The sequence below is a fragment of the Bacillus cereus group sp. BfR-BA-01355 genome (genome assembly GCF_022663675.1).
In the GTDB taxonomy this organism is placed as follows: Bacteria; Bacillota; Bacilli; order Bacillales; family Bacillaceae_G; genus Bacillus_A; species Bacillus_A thuringiensis_S.
In genome coordinates this window covers 1-21,273 of record NZ_JAKUFY010000093.1, presented here as the reverse complement: position 1 = coordinate 21,273, position 21,273 = coordinate 1, and the positions used below count along the sequence as shown (strand labels likewise).

Sequence of the window (21,273 nt, the reverse complement as noted above, 5' to 3'; positions counted from 1 at the left end):
CATACATTATCTTGAATCCTTACTTGTTAAACCATTTAATTGTTCATGACTCACAAACATCAACAATATATGAATGGTGTACTGATTCATAGAAGAGTACTATATAATGCAGTGATCCCTAAAAAGCGCAACTAAGCAACCTGAGTTCTATATTTATATGGACTCAGGTTGCTTAGTTGCGCACGGCAAATTTAACCTCATCTGCTTTGCGGAAGGAATATAAATGAAAGTATTCTGCCTTAAAGTGAATGAAGAAGTTTTCCATACAAGCTTTATCTCAACAGTTACCTCGTCGAGACATACTTGCCTTCAGCTGATTTTTTTTAAGTAATTGATTATATTGACGAGATGTATATTGAGACCCTTGATCACTATGTAAGAGGATTCCCGTTACATTTCGTTTTTTCTTTACCTTTTTAAGTGTATCTAACACAAGCTTTATTTCTCATTTGGTTTTGAAGCTTGAAAGTCTCTATTTAGATGGTTATCTAAAATCACATATGCCTATTTTTTTCCTAATTACGGCTTTGATGCCTAATTGATTCATCAATCTTTGTATGCGCTTATGATTCAAATGAAAGTTATAGGTAACTTTCATCCACACTTTCACTCTCTATTCAATGTTTAACTAAGAATTATACAAAAAGTCCTTTTCTCTACTTTACATACACATAGGCTTCATTTGCAGTTACATAGTATGTTGTGCCTTTACTGTTGTGTACTTTGTATTGTGGTGAACCATTAACAGATACTTTAGCATCAATCGTAAATCCAAGCCCTTCATCTACCGTTCCTGCTACATCTTTATCAGACCAGGAAGCAGAATCATAAAAACGAAGGTCGTCCACTTTAGAAACAACACGTTTTCCTACTACAGAACTTGAAGTAGTAGTTTGTTCCCCTTGATATTTAATGTAAGATGGGTTGTTATAAATCCATTGGTTACCACCAAGATTTAACCAATTCCCTTGTTTTCCCCATACTTGATATGCTTCTCCTTTATTTAATTGACGGATAACACCATGATTTGTTGATGGTCCACTTCTTAGGTTTACGTTAAATCCATCAATATAAGCTACTCCTGTTTCGCCTACAACGTTTTGAGATGGCTCTTGTGGTTTTGGTTTAACTGTAACTATTGCGCCTTCATACGCCTTTTGTACGTCCGCTCTGAATTGTGATTCTGATACACCATGACTGCGAAGGTAATCAATCGGATCTTCGTGGTCAGTTTCACCTAACTTGTAAGTGATATCTTTATGTGTCCATAAACCTTTGCTTGGATGAATCCCTCTATCTTTTAAAATCTTAGCTAATAGTTTTACATAACGTTCGTAAGAAGATTTAAATTTTTCTTGGTTACTAGTTTCAGAAAGTTCTACGTGAACAAATCTTTTATTTGCAGCTGGTCCAGCGCCATAAGCAACATATTTTGTATCGGCAATTTGGACTGTTTCGTTCCAATCTACAGCATAATGTACAAATGCATTTCTCCATGTTCTAGATTCATAATTTCTAATGTTAATCGCTGGTGCTTCTGGTGTTGCAGTACTATGTGCAACAACTCCCTCATAAGCGCCCACACCGTATCGATATGCTTGTTTCGGTAAGTCTTGGATAATTAGTACTCTATCGGCAAAAGAAGCCGTAGCAAACGAAAATAAGAGTAATAGAGTCATAAATAATGAGCTAAATAGTTTAATTGGTTTTTTCATTGTGTGTTTCCCCTTTTTGCCAAACAAAAAGAGCACCGTCTTTTGACAATGCTCTCCTTATGTAAGGCGTGTATTTTTTATTTGGTATTATGTTTTTCTTTTCGTGCATCACTTCTTTGGATCTTCGCTTGAATTTCGGATGCTACACTTTCTAATAACCATGCAGGAATCCATTTTTCCCAGCCAATTCTTGCACAGTTTGCTGCGAAACTATTAAAAATGTGGTAACTCAATCCACCGACTACCATGAAGAAAAAGAAATCAGGTAGTTTAAGAGCAATATCAAATAAATGTGCAATAGCTGGTAATGATAAAAGCACCACGGTTCTCGTGATGCCCTCAATTCCATATTGTGATGAGTATGTTCCGTCTAGCTTTGAAGCTTTACTACCCGTAATCCAGTCGAGCATGATAATCCAGCAATAGATCGATATCCAAATTAAGTTTGCTTTACCGTATAACAAATTAATTATTGTTCCTAATCCACCACCTATAGCACCACCTACTTTAAATTGAGTACTTGTAATAACATCGCTTATATTCAATGCCTTGATGAGCTCGTGAATTCTTTCCAAGTTCTCACCTCCTTTCAAATTTTAATCAAAATAAAAAAGCCTGCTGCAGCACGCTCAATTTCGATAAAGTTATATGTTCATTTTCTTCCACGCGTATTCTAGTGGTTCAGTACGTGGTGGTTTCATCACTGCTTTTTCAGTAGTTTTACTTTCGTTTCGGGAGAAATCAAACATAACCCCTTTGCGTATAGCAGTTGCTCTAACTCCTGTAATATACATGTTACTGATTTCTAATTTTGAGCCTTTGCGTATTTGTGGTTTACGTTGTACGGTTGGATACAGTGTTTTGGGTTGAATTATTATGCCTTTTATTGTCATAAAATCACCAGCCTTATTCTACTCTTAATGCGATGTTGTACTCTGAAAATGAACTCCATACACTTGAGTAGTAGGTGTTAAATAATTTATATTTCTGGACTTCTCCATCTTGAGAAATTTCAACGATATCGCCAGTTACATAATTTGAACCTCTATATGTGTAAAGGCCATCAAATTTTGCTCTTAATCCATCTATGTTATCTCCCATGAAAAATGATGTGAATATTATATTTCCTTCTAAAGAAGGTGCCTTTAAAAATACCTTATCCCAAATGAAAGTAGGAACAGAAACATTTTTTAATCCCTCATATATAAGTTTACTTCTAGCAGCCACCAGTGCTGAATAAGGGTCCCATTTTGGACAAACGCTCACCAATACACTAAAAGGAGAAGATATAGGTGTGAATTGTTCTTGTTGATATAGTTCATCTGGAATACCAAATAATCCTATTACAGTCTTCCCTTTTCGTTCTGGAAGATTATCATCGTTTTCATAAACACAGTAGATAACAATGTCTTTATCAACGTATAAATATAGATCCACCATAGCAATTGGTTTGCTAATAGTAGTAACATTAACGCTGTTAGTTGTTTTCCCTTGATGAAAACATAATGGATAGAACGAACCAGGTCCTCCGAAGGTAACATCCTTCTCTTTATCATATCGTTCAATTAATCTAAAGCTTGCATCAGTAACAGAATTAACAGAATCTCTTATATCAAAATAGGTATAATTACCTGCTATAATATCTTGGCTACTTGCATTAGCGGCATCAAATGGACGTAACTCTATATAATGGTTCTTCATACCGTCGTTACCGCTTGAGTACATGACATAAATTTTATCTTTTGATGGCGCATCAACATTTAATTGCTGCCATCCAGCCTTTTTCATTTCATCGATAATCTTCATAAAGACTTCTCTTCGCTCTAGTCTGTGTAACTTACAAATTTTATTTGTCATTCTGTATGTTCCTCCTTAACTTAAACGTATCGCTTTCATAGAAACATTAAAAGTAGAGGTTGCCACACCCCTATTTTCTATATAAAGATGTACCTTGTTTGTATGGTCTTTATCCTCGCAAGGAATGGATAAAATATCATACGTTCTTTTTTCGGATAAGCTTTTATAGATTTGATTCCCGTTCTCTTTTTGATCGTACATAAATAACATTGCTTCAACGTTCGAATCATTTGTAACTTGAATGGTTCGAAGATCATATTTATTACAACCTACATCCAGCGGAGTATATAGAGTTTTTCCTGGTTCAATTGTAATTTGTATATTCCTCTCAATAAGGATTGATGGTGTAATCTCACTTTCGGATGTATATCTATATAATTTCATTACAGTTCCCATATTGTATTCACCTCAATTGTGTTTTAGATGAATATTAAAATAAATCGGTTCGAATGCTAAGAAATTTGTATCCTTCACAACTTTTACCCAAAAATCACGCGTATCTTGTGCAGCAACTGAATCAATCTGTATTTCATTTGAATAGTTAGTACCATCTAATGAAATAAGTGCCCAGGTGTAACCGACTTTCTCCATGTACTGTTGAATGGATAGTTTTATATTTGTAGCAGCACCGATGTTATCATTTACGATTGTCATTTTTACAATACGCTCATTATTCACCATGTAACCTAAGTTCGTTGGATCCGTTGTATTTAATTCTTCGCTATTCATTTTGATTTGCAGGGATGAACCCATGCAATACATATCCCCACCGTAAAAGGTAGCGTGTTTCTTTGCTATCAGTTCGTTTTCCTCGTCATATATTTCTATGATTCCCTCGAACTCTAAAGAAGGAAGTAGAATATCAATGCCGGTATGAGCTGCAGCTACGATGTTAGTAGACAAGATATTATCTGCAGTATCTTTTAATACAACCTTATAATTTTCATATAGTTGACGCAGACGTAACATATTGCTTGTTGTCATAATAATTTTATTGATGTCTAGCGGTACAAATCCCTCTGCAGTTCCTCTTTTTAAAACAACACCAATTCTTTTTGCTGCCAATGAATCGTTATCCGCATAATCAAAAAATTTATCTGTCTTTGTGTAAAAGTCCCATTGATCTTCTTTACATATTGCCATCCACTCTTTATTGCTTTGTAAACTATTAGCGGAATAGGATTCAAGAAACTCCACTTTATTCTTTTCGTTTTGATAGATTAGTAAGCCACCTTCATCTCCTTCTTTTGTAGGAGCATAATCCGCAATAACTTGGATTACAAAGTTGTCTTGTGGTCTGTCAATTAATAGCATAACGTCTTTATCTACAGAATGATTCATACGTAGGAATCCTTTTTTTACAGCGTTGTTAAATGCATTTGATGGTGACATAAGCCATTTTGGATTTATGGTATCAAAATCATTTACAAAGATTTTTCCACTTTCCTTTTCGTATAGTGAGACCTTAGATTTTTTTTCCAATTCTAAATTTAAATAGTCTATTGCATATAGAAAAGTAAATCTTCCTGTATTACTTCCAGTTGCACGTATTGTCACTGTATGCTCCTTATTTTGTAAATTTAAATCTTCATAAACTACTGTAAACTTTGATGTATGAGCAGAAAGGTTAACGGTTCTAGAACTTCCATCAACCGTAACCAAAAGAAATGAGCTTTTTGGTACCTCGTCATGTCCCGTAATAATACGAAATCCTGAACCAAAGAATGTAAAAGATAACACTGAAGAAGGTACTTCAGAGGTCGCGTACCATGCATTTCCTGTTTCTGCATTTTCGTCACTACCCACAGCGAACCAGCCTTTCGAACCATTAAGGTTAACCCCCTTAAAAAAAGCCTCTATATTAGCTGGTTGACAATTTTTTCTTATCCAACCACTTTCGGGATTGGATAAAATCTTGCCGATGCTCATCATTTTCTACACTCCTTATCTTGTTTTTCTCCAGTTTGAATTTGTCCACCAAGATTGACGACTATGCCGCAGCCATAACTTAGGATCATTATTTTCTTTTTCGATAACTATTAATTCATCTGGTTTTTCTGTATCTAGTACTCTCTCCATTTTGAATAGTTCATTATCCTCTAGAACTGATTCTCTTTCTGGTGTACGTTCAAACCGTTCATATTTCTCTGTAACGCTTTCTAATTCATGTTCCCTATAAAATGTATCTACTTTGTTAGTTGTAGCTTCTATGCTAGTCTGTCGCTCTAATAATTCATGTTCACTAACGATTGCATATCGTTCAGATTCCCTTGCTGCATCTGCAGTTTCAATTACATCTGTATCTCTTGTTATAACTTCTTTATCAGCCAGCGTTGTATCAGAGATAATTCCGCCTTCAAATTCACGTATACCAATAAAAGCTTCTTGCTCTGTAATAAAAGCTTGTTGTGTATCCTGTTTATAAGAAACGTCTAATGATATGTGTTCAGCATTTAAAATAACTGGAACGATGTCAGAAGCTACTTCTGCAATTACTGCAGTTGTATGTTCTTTCATTGCTTTTTCAGATTCAATTGTTTTATCTAGCTTCATTTGCATCACATTTAATGATTTAGATGAATCATTAAATAAGGCAATACGTGTTTCTAGTTCTTTTTGAACACGGCCAAACAAATCGAATTCTGGAAGATATACGGGAATACCAAGGCCCTCAAATAAATCAAACTCTTCTATGGTAGCTTGTAATTCTTTTTCGGTTTTATTGGCAACTTCATCAGTATTTACATCAGTAATAAGTACGCGTTCTTTTAATCCGAATGAAGAAATTTCATCAACATGTGTAAGTACTGCAGTATCTTCTTTATCAGCTTGTTCCAGTTCAACTACAGTTGCTTGCAACTCATTTTTCACTTCTGCAAATGTAACGTCTGGCGATACGCCTTGTAATTCTTTGAAGATACGATGAGAATAATCTGCATCAGTAATGCCGGCATTTATTTCATGTAACCTTTCGGCTTCTTCTGTGACAATTGTGTGTATTTCGAATATGTTTTTCGATTTATTTGCATCGTCAGTTCCGGAAATATCTTTAACAGATAATACCCGTGAAGCATTTTTAACTTCTTGTCCTACCTCTACAGCCGCAGTAAATACATTTTCTTTATTTGCGAATTCTTGTTGATCGGCATAAACAGAATCAAGTGTTTCTACGATACGTTCAAATGTGTGTGTTGTATCTACATTCGCATACTGTTCTTTTGTTCTTGTAAATGATGCGGATTCATTTCTTTCAGAATCAAATATATTTATTTTCTTGCTTACGTCGTTACTTGCGATAACATCTGTAGCAAGTTCCTTTGTTCGAATAGAGTGATCCAGGTTAATTTGAGCTACATCTATGTCACGAATTAAATATGCGCTTTCAATATCTTCATAAGGAAGCAGGTCCACATTTTCAATTTCTTCTACACGATTCAACTCATATTGTTTAGCGATAGACGTTTCAACGTCTCTTTGCATACGAGCAAATAAATCATAATCCGGAAGATAAACCGGTATCCCCATACCATTGAATAAATCAAATTCTTCTATAATCCCTTTAACTTCTCGCTCTTTTGTACCAAATTCGAATTGTGCCGGAGCATGAAGAAGTATTTCTTTTTGCTGTATATCACCAGTTTCATTTTCGGCAATGGATACAGGTAATATATTTGGAACTGCAGTAGATAAAGTAACTTCTGCATGTGTAGCTTGTAGCTCCCTGGTAACAATATCGCTTGTTTCATTATGCATTGATACGGCTTCATAATTCGTTGTAACTCTATCGGCCATAAGATCATTATAAAAACCTTCACCATATACAATGCGCGCAACATTTACCCATTCCGGTAATACTTCTACACCTGCAGCGAATTCACGTAACTTACCTTTTAGTAAATCCTGCTGTATGATCGGCGCAACTTCATATTCATTCGTTATAAGATTTGTTACATCAGAAGCGTGTACCATTGCTTCTATCTCACTTGGTTTTTCGCTCTCTACCCCTTCGATATGGTTTATATCGAAAATTCGTCTATGTTGTGTTGATTCTTCTGCAGAAATTAGTTGAACAGAAATACTGTCCATTCGTTGCGAATGCTGCATTTCAATGTTGGCCACATTTATATTTCGATTTAAATCAGAATCAGTTGCATTTGAAATGTAGGCTTCTACCTCTATTTGTCGCAATGCATTCTCTACAACACCTGTTAAAATCCCTTTTGCTCTTACTTTTGTGGCAGTTATTCCTGCGTTATCTTCTTTAACAGCCTTATATCTCGCATAAGGAGCAATGCAAATTGGATAACCAACATCATTTTTGTTTTCTGTATTCGCTGGTGTAATAGAAAAAGAATAAACTTTTTCATTCCGATCTGGCCCAGAACCAACGACAACAACATGACTTTTTTCTTTGGTACATATAGAAGGGGAAGCAATAGAATAAACTTTTTCACTCATTCTTCTGCTACCCCCTTATGCTTAAATATCTTCTTTGTAGATCGCTAAACCAATTGGATTAAATGGTGTTGCTTTCGCTTGCGTCATAGGACAAACTGGCGTTGTCGGTAATGTATAACGATATAATTGAGCCATTTCATAAGCGCCTGTGATTTCAGAACCAATAACCGGTGCTTCGTTAAATGTAACGGTCTTATCCTCTGCATTGTATACATAATCTGTTTTTTCTACTTCTTTACATGAAATGAATAATCTTAACGTTTCGCCCTTTGGCTTATGTTCTAAATGAAATACTTTACGATGGCCATCGCCTTGACCAAGTACTTCATCTACAACTGTTTTTTCAATTTCTAATTCATCAGCTTGCTGGATATTCTTTGGATGAACTGCATAAACATCATCTAGTTTTCCAACATATCCATCGTTTGGATGAACAATATAAATTTGAGATAAATGATATTTACCACTATAAACCGATGGATTAAAGCGTCCTTGTCCACTATCTACTGACATATCATGAGTAATGAAAGCTAGATAATGATGTTGGTACATGGCTCCTGTGCTTGATTGTGATAATTGAACCGTTTCGTTTCCGTTTGATGTATCAGAACCGTAATCAAGTGGCGCATTACCGATTTTCTTATTTGGCGAATATACAAATTGGTCGCCTGGTCTGCAGCCACTTAAAATAATCATGTTTTTTCTTGGTGCAACATCGAATGTATATAATTTCCCGATATACAACGGAACAAATAATGCACGAACTGGATTTGGTGTTGGATCTACACGCATAAACATAATTAAGCGGTCCTTGTTTGCGTTCCCATACAGATAAACAACAGAGTCGCGATTTAATTCTTTAGAGAAACGCTGCTCCGGTGTAAAACTAATTGATGTATAAGGGGATGGGTTCACAAAATTAATCGTAGAATATACTTCGCCCATAATACTTTCCATCTTTTGTACATCGAAACTTGTTTTTGCCGTTAATGTATCCAGTGTTCCGTCTGCTTTTGGTAATAAGAAATAAATACCGCTAATCTTAATTGTTGTATCTGCAGCAGGTGCGGTTTTAAATACAATTTCCGTTTCAGTGAACGAATACTCGCTAGGGTCAACAATAGTATTATCCTTGTAAACTACGGTCCTACTTTCGTCAAAGTTAGGGAATGGCAATGCGAAGTTCTTTTTCGTTCCATTTCCTTTTCCTAATTCCCCTAATTTATCACCGGAAAGGATCTCTTTTTCAATAAAGTATCGATTGAAAGTAAATAGTAGCATGTCATTGTTTGGCTCGTATGTGTTGGTAGCTAATCTATATTCGCATGTTACTTTATCGCCTTTTGCAATAGCGGTAGTAAATGTTACTTTTCCTGTAGTTGCATCCACCTTATATTTACTCTTCTCTTGTTCAAATCCATTTACATATACAATGACAGAAGGGCCAAGAACAGGAGAAACAGGGATAGAGAAGTCTTTCTTCACTCCATCCCCCATCCCTAATTTACCTAGTGGAGAATCTGCAGAAATAAACCGGCTATCAGTGAAATCAGAATCAGCAGTGTCATACGCATTTGCTATGCCGAATCTTCTGCGTTCTCCATCGCTTCCTAACGATTCAAACAACCTTACATCAATAAATTTTGAAATGCCGCTCTTAATTTGGAAGAATAGCGTTCGTTTCCAACCGTTATCAGCAAATAGTTTTTCTAATTCTTGCGGTAATGTTTGTAAATATACGACTTTATCAAACCACATATATGTACACTCCTTTATACTGTTTTCTCAAAAATACCTAATCCAGCAGGACGATACGCCGTAGAAGGTCTTTTTGTAATTGGTGAAATAGCATCTACATTAAAGAATTTGTAAATGTCGTGTGAATCTGGACAAGTATTCTTTCTAACTTTTAATCTATCGCCATTTAATAAACCTAGTGGAGATAACAGAATCATATAAGGTAAATACCCACGGACACCTTCGTCTGGATGAACAATATAAGCACGAGAAGTATGTACTTTATTGCTATAAACAGACGGGTTAAATTGATATTTGTACTCGTCATTATCCTGCGATTGCCATGCTAGTGAATATTGACCGCCATCTTTACCAACGCGATCTGGTGGCATTGCATTAGGTGCTACATTCCAAGCAATAAAATGAGCCTGGTACCTTGCTCCTAATCTTGAACGTTTAATAATTACGTTATCAATACCATTACCAGGGGAACGTGGATAAGACTTCATGACAGGCATGTAGTTTTCTACATTTCTATATGGTTTCGTGTCGTTAAAATCGAATTTATGTGATGCTTCTTCATTACCTGTATCAAAAGCTGTTCCTGCCCATAATGCATCACCTAATGTATCATCATTAGCGTAACTTTCTAATTGGCCCATATAAAGCGGTGTAACTGGAACTACGTTGTTTTCAAAGGCTGGTGTATTATCAGCTTGTATTAATAAAACAACACGGCTTTCATCAACTTGGCCATTAATCCGGACCAATGAATCTGGCCACCAATTTGTTTGAGCATCGATACCTTGTAAATTCGTATTTCGTAATGTTACTTTCACCCAAGGGGACATCATGACTTGTGTCTCTGCTTCATCATAAGAGTAAACTTTATATGTACCGCCACCACTTGGATTTGTCTTTAGAGTAATTCCTATCTTAGTTAATTCCACATCTAATAATATTTTTTCAAATTTGTTAGATTCATAAGGAAGAACCAGTACACCTTCATCAGCAACGCTTGGTTCTTTTTCAATCATGTAAACATAAAAACAAGAACGATCCCTACCGCTTTCTAGACGTTTTTTACCGTCTTCGGCAAAAGCTTTCTTTCCTTCTTCATTTGTGAAGTTGTATTTAATCTCTGACTTTTTAAGTGACCATTTTGAAATTTGAGCAATTCCATAAATAGAACCGCTATTGTTCTTCACTAGCATGTGCTTACTCATGCCGAATTCAAATTTTGTATCATCGTCGGATTTTATATCTAAATCCGGATAAACGGCTCTGAAAAACGATTTTACTTTCTTCCATCCATTAGCGATTACCAATTTAACAATTTCGTCTTGGAATTCACCTTCTGTATACATTTTTTCAACGTATGCCATCTATTTCACGCTCCTAATCTCTTAATAGTTGGTAATTAAGCCATATAGCTTTTTTCTCTGCAGATGCATTGTGGTATTCAAACTTTAGTTCTGCATTAGCAGGTATAGGTTTTACAATGGAGAAATTAAATCCCTCCGGAACATCTTTTACATAAACCTCTTTAAATACTTGTTGGCCATTAATAAATAAATTCCAGTAGTCCGAATCACTGTAATGTGAAGCGGCAACAGAAAAAGCAATCATTTCTGTTTCGAATGGTAATGAAAACTTATCTACATGAATTTCATCATGTATACCAACTCTTCGCCCTTGTATAAATGGCTCTGTTTTTGTTGGGAAGTAAGGTGCATCGAATCTTCCACCAGCCATATAGGTAACAGCAAAACTCATCAATACGCCCCCTTATCTTAAAAAGTGCAATTCAAACCAAACTGTTTTATCAAGAATTCCTTGGTTATGGAATCGAAATACAATTGTGTCTCCTGCTTTAACTGCTTTATAAACCATAAAGTGCATCCCTTCCGGAAGCCGCTTTGTATAAATATCTTGGCAAACGGTTTGCCCGTTTACGATTAAATCCCATTTATCATCTAATTCGTAAATGGAAGAACTAACACTAATTGCGTAAATCTCCATATCTGCAGGTAATGTATATTTCACTTCATCTGTTTTAAATGATGTGGAATCCATAATGAAACCTGGTATGAATGGTTCTGTTTTAGTTGGATGAAAAGGTGGATCTAATCGGCCACCGGCTAAATAGGTTGTTTCAAACAAGAGCAATCACCCTTTTCTTGTATTAAAAAATTCCCGTGCATCATTACGACACATCGGGAATTGGTAAATCAGATAGTATACCGTTACCTTTATTAAGGAGTCTCGGCTGCACACGCTCTAATTGCTTTTGTGCATTGTATATTAATTGTATCTCCATCTCTTTTCCGGTTACTTTATGAGAGATAAGAACCTTTTCTAGCATACCTTGTGAATTAAAGGCTAAATCATAGTGTAAATATTTATCTCCATCAACTGCAGACAAACGAGCACCATCACGAATAAGGGTATAGCCTTCTGTCATACCTTCTTTAAATACATCGTTCGGGTCATTTCCAGGCATTGGTTTACCGCCGTTATATATTTGCCTGTCAATCAACCCTTTCATTAGATACATAATCGGATCATATAAATTCTTTTGCATTATCATAAGATCACCCCTAATTTACCCTTGTGACAGCCCAAGTTTTCGCTGGGCGTTTGATATAATACCCAGTTGATTCATCTATATTTACTCGTTTAAATGTTAAATCGGGTAAAGAACCATAATCGTATAAAATATTATTTTGTGTATCTAATACTTGTATCCGTCCGGTAAGCCATCTTAAAGGAGTCCGTACCCCTTCGAAAACAATCATGTTTGCACCGTATTCGAGTGGTATATCAACGTATGTAGGATTATTTCGTATAAAGTAATTTTCCTCTATTAACTTATCATTGCAATAAATATTTAATAAGTCGCCATCTTCATAATCATAGTCCCAAAGTTTTAATCGTAATGTATCTACATTTACTGTAATACCAGTTATATCTGTATATGGAGCAGGTTCATACCCATAGTTAACAGTTAAATCTAAAGTTTGATAGAATCCATCATCTGCAGAAATCATTGTATTAATCCCTTTGACAAAGTAATTCCACTGTTGACCAGAATCTCTATTGTAAACAGAAATAACATCGAATAATTGAATCCTTGGATCCCCAACAACTGCAACCGTTAATGTTCGGAACTTCTGGATTGCTTTTAAATGATATGCTGCAGCAACCGCTCTTCTTGCAAAGAATGTTGTTGCCCAGGGCACTTCTATCATTTCCTCTCGTAAATCACCCTGCGATACATTTTTTAATAGAAACGAATTAAGAAATCCGTTTGCGTAATCTCCACATTTAACAACAATACTATTACTTATATCCTGATCAGTTAGCTGCATATCTAAAGAGATAAGGTTTTCCCCTTCTCTAAAACTAAACTTTGCAGGTTCATTAATTGCATAGTCTGGCATTTTCATAAATGTACAACTTCCGTCTGGTTCGTGTTTAATATAGTGGAATGTCGTATCTATAATATCTCGAACAATTTCATCCCATTTTTGAAATCTCTTACCGGTTGCTCCTTCTACAATCCAGCTCTGATTGGTTCCAGGAATATTTACTCTGTTACCGTGCAATGTAACTCCTGCTTTTTCAAAGAAGAACTTCACAACATCATAAACATTACCGGTAGGTGCAACAATTTCATCTGATCCAGGTGTTGGGATTACTGATTTATGTAAAACCTTCTTATAGGATGTAGTGCAGGTTACTGAAATCGTGCCGCTTTCGGCATTTACCTTCACATCAGATACAAAACCATGTATATAAGGTAATGCTTCCTCACCGTAGCCAATAGACACTTTAAATTCAGTCTGCGGATATAGCTGGTTTGTATTTGTTACCTCACTGTTATAAAACCATTCTGAAATAGAAGAGAACTTCCCATACCAGTTGTCAGGAGCCATTTGACCGTATTCATTTGCAAAGGTAATAGTAAATGTACTAGCAAACTGATCTGCGTTCTCCTGCACTTCTAAGCCTATTACACGATGTTGTATTTGTACGTAAGAAGAAGAGTCTCTTCTTTTCATATAAACAATTAAATTAGGGGAGTTATTCCCAACTTGGAAATAGCTCCCCAACATTCTAATTAAAGAAATAGATCCTTCTCTCACATTCCATCAACTCCTACTCCTGCTTGTGACATGGACATTAATTTACATTTTGCTATGACTAACGTTCCTTTTCGTATTGCATCTACTTCATTCGGCGGAATTATACCCCCGTAGGTACCGTAATCACCAGTAATAATATGAGGACGGTATATTTCCCTCATGAAATCACGCCAATAACTGATATCTTTAAATAGTACAGTGAATTCTACTTCACAACCTTTGCTACCTGCACTTTGAGAACGCGGGTATCCATGCATGACATTATGTAATTTTAAGCCATCTAGTGATTTTGGTAATTTTGTTTGTTCAATCTTTTCGATATTAGGTACATGCCCAAATGCATAGTAATGTACGTCGCGTATATATGCTATGTCAGAGGAACCATAGCCACTTGTTGTGAATTCAATTGTTTGTGGCCCTGCACCTACAAAGATTTCTCTTGCTTCCCAGTCATAAGGTCCTCTTGCTCTAAATCTCTCAATACCATTTACCCGAACAATAAAGTACTTATCTGGTAACATGCCATCAGAACCAATAGGAACCTGGGACAAAAACGAAAAGTTATATGTCCCTGGCCATGAGAAATCAATGGTATATTGTATTGTGTTTTTTACTTCTGCAGCCTTTCCTAAGAGATGGTATGAACCACCTCTTCTATGCAATGTTTTTAATATACTCATACATTTCGCACCGCCATTCCCATTAGATCATCAGCAACTACGTTTTGTAGCAGCTTTCTCATTTTTACAAAGTCATCTGCAGATTGTAGTTTTTCAACAGAGACTTTAAATGTAGCATTTTGAATTGATACGCCTTTATCTGTTTTCTTCTCAACGTGGGTTTGTCCAGCAAATGGATGTGCAGTTTTACCGATTAGATCAGCAGAACGTGCTCCCATTTGTCCAATTTGATTAGATACATCGGTTACTAGTTTCATTGGTTTAGGTGGAACAACAGCTTTATTTAATAGTTCAGAAGCTTTGTCTACGGCAGGAATCATTTTTTCCATCCCTACACCAAGACCTTCTGTAATATAGCCCCCGTATTCCATCATTAACCGGGATGGGCTTCGGATACCAAAGAACTTTAATACGGCTTTAGGTATTCCCGAAACAACTCCTTTAGCTTTTTTTATAAGCCAATCTGCCATACCGGACATACCTTCACCAATACCAGCAATAATATCTTTTCCCCAGCTAACTGCATCTTTTGCTACATTTTTTACTATAGAACCAACCTTACTAAATACATCTTTTACAGTATCTACAACCCCTGTAAATGCACCAGTGATTGCTTTCTTTATAGTTTTAAAATTACTAACAATAAATTCTTTTATACCGCCAACAACATCGGTTATTGTGTTATATAATTTGTTGAAATTAGTAATTACAAACCCAACAAATTCACGAACTGCATTAATGATGGTAAACTTTATAAAATTCCAAGCTGATTGAATCACATTTTTAATTGTGTTCATAACACTAGAAATTGTATCTTTAATAGATTCCCAAGAAGATTTCACAAAATCTTTTAAGAATTTTAATACTGTAGTAAAGGTTGATTTAATTACGTCCCAGGCTTTTTTTACAATTTCCTTAATCGTGTTAAAAACACTGGATATTGTATTTTTCATTTTTTCGAATTCGGTTTTTACGTACTGCTTTATTATTGCTAAAGCCATAGAGAAAATTCTTTTAATAGCATTCCATCCAGTAGAGAAAATTTTCTTCCAGGTGTTAACTGCCTTTTGGACACTATTCTTAATGAATTTCCATGTGCCATCTACAATTTTTTTTAAACCGCTTAATGCTAGATTAAAAACAAATTTAATGGCATTCCATCCAAACTCGAAAATGTTTTTCCAAATTTTAATGTTGTATTCGATTCTTTGTTTTATATATTTCCAAGCTTCTTCTAAGACTTTACCCAAAAATGATGAAGCAGATTTGAAAAGTTTTTTTGTACCATTCCAAAATCCAGAGAAGAACTTACCTAAGCCATTCCATGCCTTTTTTGCACCTTTTACGGTTGCGTCCCAAGCTTTAGAACAGACATCGCCAATCCATTTAACTGCTTTCTTGGTGTATTTTACGATGTCATCCCAGTTTTTATAAATTAGATATACTAATCCTACAATTGCTAGTATGGCAATCGTCCAGGGATTCATCAGTAAAGTCATCATGGATCGGCCCAACAGCGCTAGAGCTTTCCCGATTCCACCAAACATACCGATAAGTTTAGGGCCGACTTTAAGAATGCCTGTAAATAGCATTGGTACTTTAGTAAGTATTGGTACTAGGAATCTTAATGAACCAACAAATGCTCCAACTCCACTTGTCATAAAGCCCATCATGGCGACTAATGGTCCTAATACAGCGACCATACCTAAAATTGCTACAATACCAATTTGAATTGGCTTAGGCATAGAACTAAATGCTTTTGCAGCAACTTCTACCGCTTTAATAATTGGAGGAAGTGCTACTTCTGCAATATCTAAAATAGCTTGTCCTAATGGTTCTAAAGATGCCATTGTAGTACGCATTAACTTTTGCCAACGAACACCAAAAGCTTCTTGCTGTGTCTTCTGCATTTTTCCCATTGTGCCCTCGACATCGCCTAACGCACCATTTGCATTATTAAGACCTAATACAGCTTGAGCACCCATGTCTTCCCATTTTGTACCGAATACAGCAACACCAAGTTGGTTTGCTTTTACTTTATCGTCCATCTTACTTAAATCACCTAAGACGGCATTAAACACATCTGCAGAAGTTCCTTTACCTTTGTTGAAGTTATCCCAGACCTTTTGCGTTTGGGGTGACATTTCAGCAAAGGCATCAGATACACCCTTAGAACCATCCTGTACCCGAATACCGAACTCTTTTACAAGGTCGTTAATGTAATCGAGATTATAACTGCCATCACGAGTCCCGTTTGCCATAATGGTAAACATCTCGTTAGCAGAGAAGCCGGCTTGTTTGTACAATGGCGCATATTCGGCCACATTATCAAACATTTCATTTGAATAGTTCAAACCTTCTTGTCCACCAGCAGCAAATAAATCGAATGCTTCCTTTGAAGAAATACCAAACTGATTCATTAACTGCCCTGCACCACGAGTTACTTCATTGATATCAGAATCAAATGTTTTACCCAATGTCATAGCGCTTTTTGTAGCTTCTTCTAATTCTTCATGAGGAACGTCTTTCATATTTTGATACACTTTTATAAGAGACTGATCCACTTCTTCAATACTTTGGCCAAATCCATCTTTCCAAGTTTCTTTTGCGATTTTACCAAGGTTTTCAGCACCTTTTTCAGTAAGACCTAAAGAAGATTGGATGTTTCTTTGAGAAGTATCGAAATCAGAAGCCACTTTTACAGCGGCAGCACCGATACCAGCTAAAGGTAAGGAAACGCCCGTTGTCATGTTTGTACCAACATCTTTCATTTTGTTACCTACATGACTAATTGATTCCCCTGCCTTTTGGAATTTATCATGCATTCCGTTTGCAGTCTTTTGTACTCGATCTTCAAACTGTTGTAAATCTTTATAAGCGCCTTCTGCTTTAATACCAATCGTTCCGAACAGTTGGAACATTTCAGCTAACATTTACGCACCCCCTTCTGGGGCCGATAACCATTTTATTCTTCATCGTCGTCTTCCTGGAATTGAGCCATAATCTGCTCAACATGTGCTTCACACTCATCTTTCGTCCATACTTCACCCATTTCATAAGAAGACTCTTTATTGTCCTGGGTGTCAGTTAGTCCAAAGGCTTGAAGATAATCATTAAAAGTAGTACCTTCTTCAAGTTGACGAGTTTGAAAACCAATGAACGCCATCTTCTTCCACTCATTTAGTTCTTCTTGCTGCTCTTCTCGTGCAATTAGAGAAAACAGGTCCATTAAACGCGAATACGGTATAGATAAGACATAATCATCTGTCCATCCATACCGTTTTTGTATCTTATCGAAAGCACGTAACATATTTTGTTCTGCTTCCTCTAAATATTCATCTGAGTCTTCATTTACGCTAGGATTGGCGCTGCTGCTGATTGGCTCCATTTCTCGCTCTGAACTTTCACGAGTCCCTTGACCTGGTTGAAAAAAGTCATTAAGTCTTCACTTTCCAGTAATCCTTGAATAACAGAAACCATCGCTTCCGGAGGGAACTGTCTAAATTCTTCTGCTTTTACTTTTAATAAACTAGCAAAGAACTCTGTAAAATCATCCTCACAAGCAGGGATCATCGTTAGAACACGGAAAGCAAATTCTAATCCTTTTTGTTGCTGCTTCTCTTTAAGTGCAACTAATTGTGCTTGTTTTTCTTCTTCTGGAAGAGATTCTGCTGCTTTAGTAAGTTCATCCATTGCTTGCTTATCCTTACCGAAATCAGCGAAGTTAACTATTGCGCTGCGTCCAACCTTCGAAATAATCTTAGCGAATCGCCAAACGTCCGTTACATTTAATCGTCGCATTGTTACTTTTTCGCCTAAGATTGTAATTTCTGTACCGGTATTCATCATTTTTTCTAATATAGAAGTCATTTTGTCCGCTCCTTTTTTTGTATTCAGCTTGTTTTATGCATTAGAAAACCGACTACCATTTATGTGGTAGCCGGCGCTTTTTGTACTGTTGTTTTCTTTTTCTTTGGTAAATAGATTTCGTATGGTGGTGTAGTTGGTGCAGATTCACTGTAATGACCGATAAATTTACATTTCAAACCAACCGTTCCTTTACCGTCTTTAAGATCTACTTCAATAGAGGAAACTACCATTGCATTACGAATTACAAAAATAACTGGCAGCTCACTACCCGAAATCATACCAATGAGTGCAATATCATGATAATTTGAATCTGGAATATCATTTGAAGGTTTCATAATATCGTATTCTTCTTCAGTTGTACTATCTACCGTCATACCAGGTAAAGCTAACTGCAGGTTTTCTTTTGTGAACTCTACTAATGTAAGTTCTACATGTGGTTCATCTTTTAATAACCACTTACCGCGCACCATTTTACCTAGTACACCATCAATATCTGCATCATAATACTCACGATCAAAACCCACTTTAGTTCCGCCTGTAGTCGCTCCTACAAGCTCACCTAATTCTTTTACACTTTTAAATCCTTTGTACATGACACCAGGACCGATAACAAAATTATCTGTAGTCCCTTCACGGACACCATTAATTAATTTCCAGCTCATTTGTCCTACCCCCTAATACAAGTCCGTTCGCATGGTTCGGACAAGAAATTTTACATTTATATGAATGATAGATGGATCTTCATCTGGCACAGGGATACTACCTGCACGATGTATAGAAAGTATCCCATCATCTTTTAAACCGACTTCTCTATCTAGTAACTTCTCAATACGTGTAGCAATTGTATTTGCCTTATCATAATCCCCGTTATCACAATACACATCGAAATTTAGAATCATACGGTCTATAATTTCAACGTCATCCGGGTTGTTTGCTTCAATTCTTATAACTACATAAGGCATATTCATATCATCTTGTGCAGTTTGGAATGTAAGAGCAGGGCCTTTGTCATCGCCTTCACCATACTCCGATAGATTAGCTTTTATTATTTCATCGTTCTCTACAAGCATTCTAATAGCTGCAATAACGTTAGACATGTATTACCCTCCCATCATTCTTTTAAGTTCTCTACGTTCTTTTTCAAACGTTTTTAATAGGAATGGACGGGCTTCCATATGACTTGTACCAGTTTCAAGCCATATTGCTTTTTTTAAATCACTCCCTACTGCACCCAATACCTCTGATTGTGACCGTTTAACATTGTATTTAATCGAATTTAACAAGTCACCGGTACGAACAGCAGGAGCTTCACCTGGTTTAGAAGCAGTATATTTACGACTCGTATGAGGTATTTTGTATTGCTTACCGCTACGGCTGCCTGTGAGGTTCTTCTTAACTTGATTTTGCAAATGAATAGATGCTGCTGTGACCTTTTCAACACACATAGCATTAATATGTGTCTTTACTTGCTCCATATTGCTTGAGTACTCAATTTCTACTGAATTCGCCATATAGAATCATACCTTTTCGCAATAAATTTCAATGTGATGATTCATAAATGCAGGATTTCGTGGTTCTCCTTTTACTTCAAATGTATAATCAACGCCTATTTCTTCATTTTTGAAATGAATACGGTCGTTAGGTTTAATTTTGTAAGAAGCAGGTGCATATATCTTAAAGGTTGTATCGAAATTTTGTTTGTCACGCTTAAATCTCTCATTATCAGCAGCAGAATTAGTAGTTACACGACAAATCATATTCTCGTAAACTTCCCCTTCTATTTCTGCATAATTACCAGAGGATTGTTTCTTTCTCTCTTTTCGTTTTACAACTACTTCATGAATATATAAATCATCCATCTCACCATCGTCAAAGTACATACTCATGTGGCCATCACTGGCTTAACTCTTGCTCTAAAGCTTTTTAAACCATTGAGTATCTTATTGTTTGTTGCTGGTTCATCCAGCGTTTCTGGGCTAATCTGGTACGAATAATCGCCAATACTCTCCGATGTTTTCATACCTTTTCGTTGTAAGTTAGCACGAACTACTGCAGAAACAACCAAATCAATAATACATTTCTTCATAAGTACCTGCAGATCATCATAATCTTGTATCTTATATTCGAATTCATATAACTGATTTTCGGATAAACCATAAACAATCCGCCCATTTACAGTAATAGAATCGGTCATATCTTGTTTCGAACTAACATGAGTTACTTTTGCTATAGATTCAGCAGGGAAAGAAAGCCAAGCTAGTTTGCTTGTTTGAATGACTTCTTTCATTGGATTCTCCGGCTTAACCCTTAAATACTTCCTAACAATAACTGCATAGTAATCTATTAGTTCTTGAATAACCGTATCGGGCATTTTTTGCACATTTACGCGGCTTTTAACGTCCTGCAAGGTAATATTCATTATGTTTCTTTCTCCTTCTTATCGACTTCTTTTATAAGTTCAAAATGACCAGTACTTACTAAGTAATCTGCTTTTTCATTTGCAACTGTTTCTTCTTGGCCATTCTTAAACTTTTGTCCATAAGCGGTGTAAGTGCCACCGAATCGCAGCGTAACTACTTTCATAATTAACACCCCTTTCACGAATGTAAACTATTACATGAAAGTTTACATTCGTATTATTGGTTTTATTGGTTCTAACTCGTTTTCTATTAAAAACAAAAAAATAATAAAAAAGTATACATTCAAAACCCTAATAACAAAGGGTCTACTCCCATAAAAAATACGCCTGAAATTTAAGCTCCAAACGTATCCGGAATATTTGTTAGGATTGCTACTGCATCCATTTCT

General features: G+C 36.0%; 25 protein-coding genes. All 25 read right to left on the bottom strand.

What is annotated here, in order from left to right; genetic code table 11:
• Positions 1–277: 277 nt before the first annotated feature.
• A complete protein-coding gene (locus MR167_RS23770; protein WP_431175330.1) occupies positions 278–433 on the bottom strand; it encodes a DDE-type integrase/transposase/recombinase in 156 nt (51 codons plus the stop codon).
• Between the two features lie 51 nt (positions 434–484).
• Positions 485–604: an IS3 family transposase gene (locus tag MR167_RS33745; RefSeq protein ID WP_481746708.1), complete on the bottom strand. Its 120-nt coding sequence runs from the start codon at positions 602–604 to the stop codon at positions 485–487.
• Between the two features lie 52 nt (positions 605–656).
• Complete coding sequence (locus MR167_RS23765; protein WP_242315638.1) at positions 657–1,715, bottom strand: N-acetylmuramoyl-L-alanine amidase; 1,059 nt, start codon at positions 1,713–1,715, stop codon at positions 657–659.
• A 77-nt stretch (positions 1,716–1,792) separates the two neighbouring features.
• Complete coding sequence (locus MR167_RS23760) at positions 1,793–2,290, bottom strand: phage holin family protein (RefSeq protein ID WP_098285049.1); 498 nt, start codon at positions 2,288–2,290, stop codon at positions 1,793–1,795.
• 69 nt (positions 2,291–2,359) lie between these two features.
• Positions 2,360–2,608, bottom strand: a complete 249-nt coding sequence (locus tag MR167_RS23755) for a hypothetical protein (protein WP_150190138.1) — start codon at positions 2,606–2,608, stop codon at positions 2,360–2,362.
• Between the two features lie 13 nt (positions 2,609–2,621).
• Entirely contained in the window at positions 2,622–3,572 is a 951-nt protein-coding gene (locus MR167_RS23750; RefSeq protein ID WP_063263836.1) for a hypothetical protein, read from the bottom strand.
• A 15-nt stretch (positions 3,573–3,587) separates the two neighbouring features.
• A complete protein-coding gene (locus tag MR167_RS23745) occupies positions 3,588–3,968 on the bottom strand; it encodes a hypothetical protein (RefSeq protein WP_242315636.1) in 381 nt (126 codons plus the stop codon).
• Positions 3,969–3,980: 12 nt separating this feature from the next.
• Entirely contained in the window at positions 3,981–5,504 is a 1,524-nt protein-coding gene (locus MR167_RS23740) for a hypothetical protein (protein WP_242315634.1), read from the bottom strand.
• Positions 5,505–5,516: 12 nt separating this feature from the next.
• Positions 5,517–8,030, bottom strand: a complete 2,514-nt coding sequence (locus MR167_RS23735) for a hypothetical protein (protein WP_242315632.1) — start codon at positions 8,028–8,030, stop codon at positions 5,517–5,519.
• 21 nt (positions 8,031–8,051) lie between these two features.
• Positions 8,052–9,788 carry a hypothetical protein gene (locus MR167_RS23730; RefSeq protein WP_242315630.1) on the bottom strand — a complete coding sequence of 579 codons (1,737 nt, stop codon included), beginning with the start codon at positions 9,786–9,788 and terminating at the stop codon, positions 8,052–8,054.
• A 14-nt stretch (positions 9,789–9,802) separates the two neighbouring features.
• Positions 9,803–11,152: a hypothetical protein gene (locus MR167_RS23725; RefSeq protein ID WP_242315628.1), complete on the bottom strand. Its 1,350-nt coding sequence runs from the start codon at positions 11,150–11,152 to the stop codon at positions 9,803–9,805.
• A gap of 13 nt (positions 11,153–11,165) precedes the next feature.
• Positions 11,166–11,543 carry a hypothetical protein gene (locus tag MR167_RS23720; RefSeq protein WP_000006649.1) on the bottom strand — a complete coding sequence of 126 codons (378 nt, stop codon included), beginning with the start codon at positions 11,541–11,543 and terminating at the stop codon, positions 11,166–11,168.
• Between the two features lie 12 nt (positions 11,544–11,555).
• Positions 11,556–11,930 (bottom strand): hypothetical protein, encoded by a 375-nt coding sequence (locus MR167_RS23715; protein WP_000464284.1) that lies wholly within the window; start codon positions 11,928–11,930, stop codon positions 11,556–11,558.
• Positions 11,931–11,973: 43 nt separating this feature from the next.
• On the bottom strand, positions 11,974–12,357 hold the full coding sequence (locus MR167_RS23710) for a hypothetical protein (protein ID WP_000605841.1): 384 nt from the start codon (positions 12,355–12,357) through the stop codon (positions 11,974–11,976).
• A 10-nt stretch (positions 12,358–12,367) separates the two neighbouring features.
• Entirely contained in the window at positions 12,368–13,915 is a 1,548-nt protein-coding gene (locus MR167_RS23705; protein WP_001206677.1) for a hypothetical protein, read from the bottom strand.
• Positions 13,912–14,595 (bottom strand): hypothetical protein, encoded by a 684-nt coding sequence (locus MR167_RS23700; RefSeq protein WP_242315626.1) that lies wholly within the window; start codon positions 14,593–14,595, stop codon positions 13,912–13,914. Before MR167_RS23700 ends, MR167_RS23705 begins: the two co-directional genes overlap by 4 nt.
• Positions 14,592–17,528 (bottom strand): phage tail tape measure protein, encoded by a 2,937-nt coding sequence (locus MR167_RS23695; protein ID WP_242315624.1) that lies wholly within the window; start codon positions 17,526–17,528, stop codon positions 14,592–14,594. The genes MR167_RS23700 and MR167_RS23695 overlap by 4 nt, the downstream gene beginning before the upstream one ends.
• Before the next feature lie 32 nt (positions 17,529–17,560).
• Positions 17,561–17,983 (bottom strand): hypothetical protein, encoded by a 423-nt coding sequence (locus MR167_RS23690; RefSeq protein ID WP_242315622.1) that lies wholly within the window; start codon positions 17,981–17,983, stop codon positions 17,561–17,563.
• Positions 17,947–18,465: a hypothetical protein gene (locus tag MR167_RS23685; RefSeq protein WP_000200742.1), complete on the bottom strand. Its 519-nt coding sequence runs from the start codon at positions 18,463–18,465 to the stop codon at positions 17,947–17,949. The genes MR167_RS23690 and MR167_RS23685 overlap by 37 nt, the downstream gene beginning before the upstream one ends.
• Positions 18,466–18,524: 59 nt before the next feature.
• Positions 18,525–19,127: a hypothetical protein gene (locus tag MR167_RS23680; RefSeq protein WP_242315620.1), complete on the bottom strand. Its 603-nt coding sequence runs from the start codon at positions 19,125–19,127 to the stop codon at positions 18,525–18,527.
• A gap of 12 nt (positions 19,128–19,139) precedes the next feature.
• Entirely contained in the window at positions 19,140–19,562 is a 423-nt protein-coding gene (locus tag MR167_RS23675) for a hypothetical protein (protein WP_242315618.1), read from the bottom strand.
• Positions 19,563–19,565: 3 nt separating this feature from the next.
• Entirely contained in the window at positions 19,566–19,976 is a 411-nt protein-coding gene (locus tag MR167_RS23670; protein ID WP_000024036.1) for an HK97-gp10 family putative phage morphogenesis protein, read from the bottom strand.
• 6 nt (positions 19,977–19,982) lie between these two features.
• Positions 19,983–20,351 (bottom strand): hypothetical protein, encoded by a 369-nt coding sequence (locus tag MR167_RS23665; protein ID WP_242315617.1) that lies wholly within the window; start codon positions 20,349–20,351, stop codon positions 19,983–19,985.
• On the bottom strand, positions 20,348–20,884 hold the full coding sequence (locus MR167_RS23660) for a hypothetical protein (RefSeq protein ID WP_098676044.1): 537 nt from the start codon (positions 20,882–20,884) through the stop codon (positions 20,348–20,350). Before MR167_RS23660 ends, MR167_RS23665 begins: the two co-directional genes overlap by 4 nt.
• Complete coding sequence (locus MR167_RS23655; RefSeq protein ID WP_098676045.1) at positions 20,884–21,048, bottom strand: YqbF domain-containing protein; 165 nt, start codon at positions 21,046–21,048, stop codon at positions 20,884–20,886. Before MR167_RS23655 ends, MR167_RS23660 begins: the two co-directional genes overlap by 1 nt.
• Between the last annotated feature and the right edge of the window lie 225 nt (positions 21,049–21,273).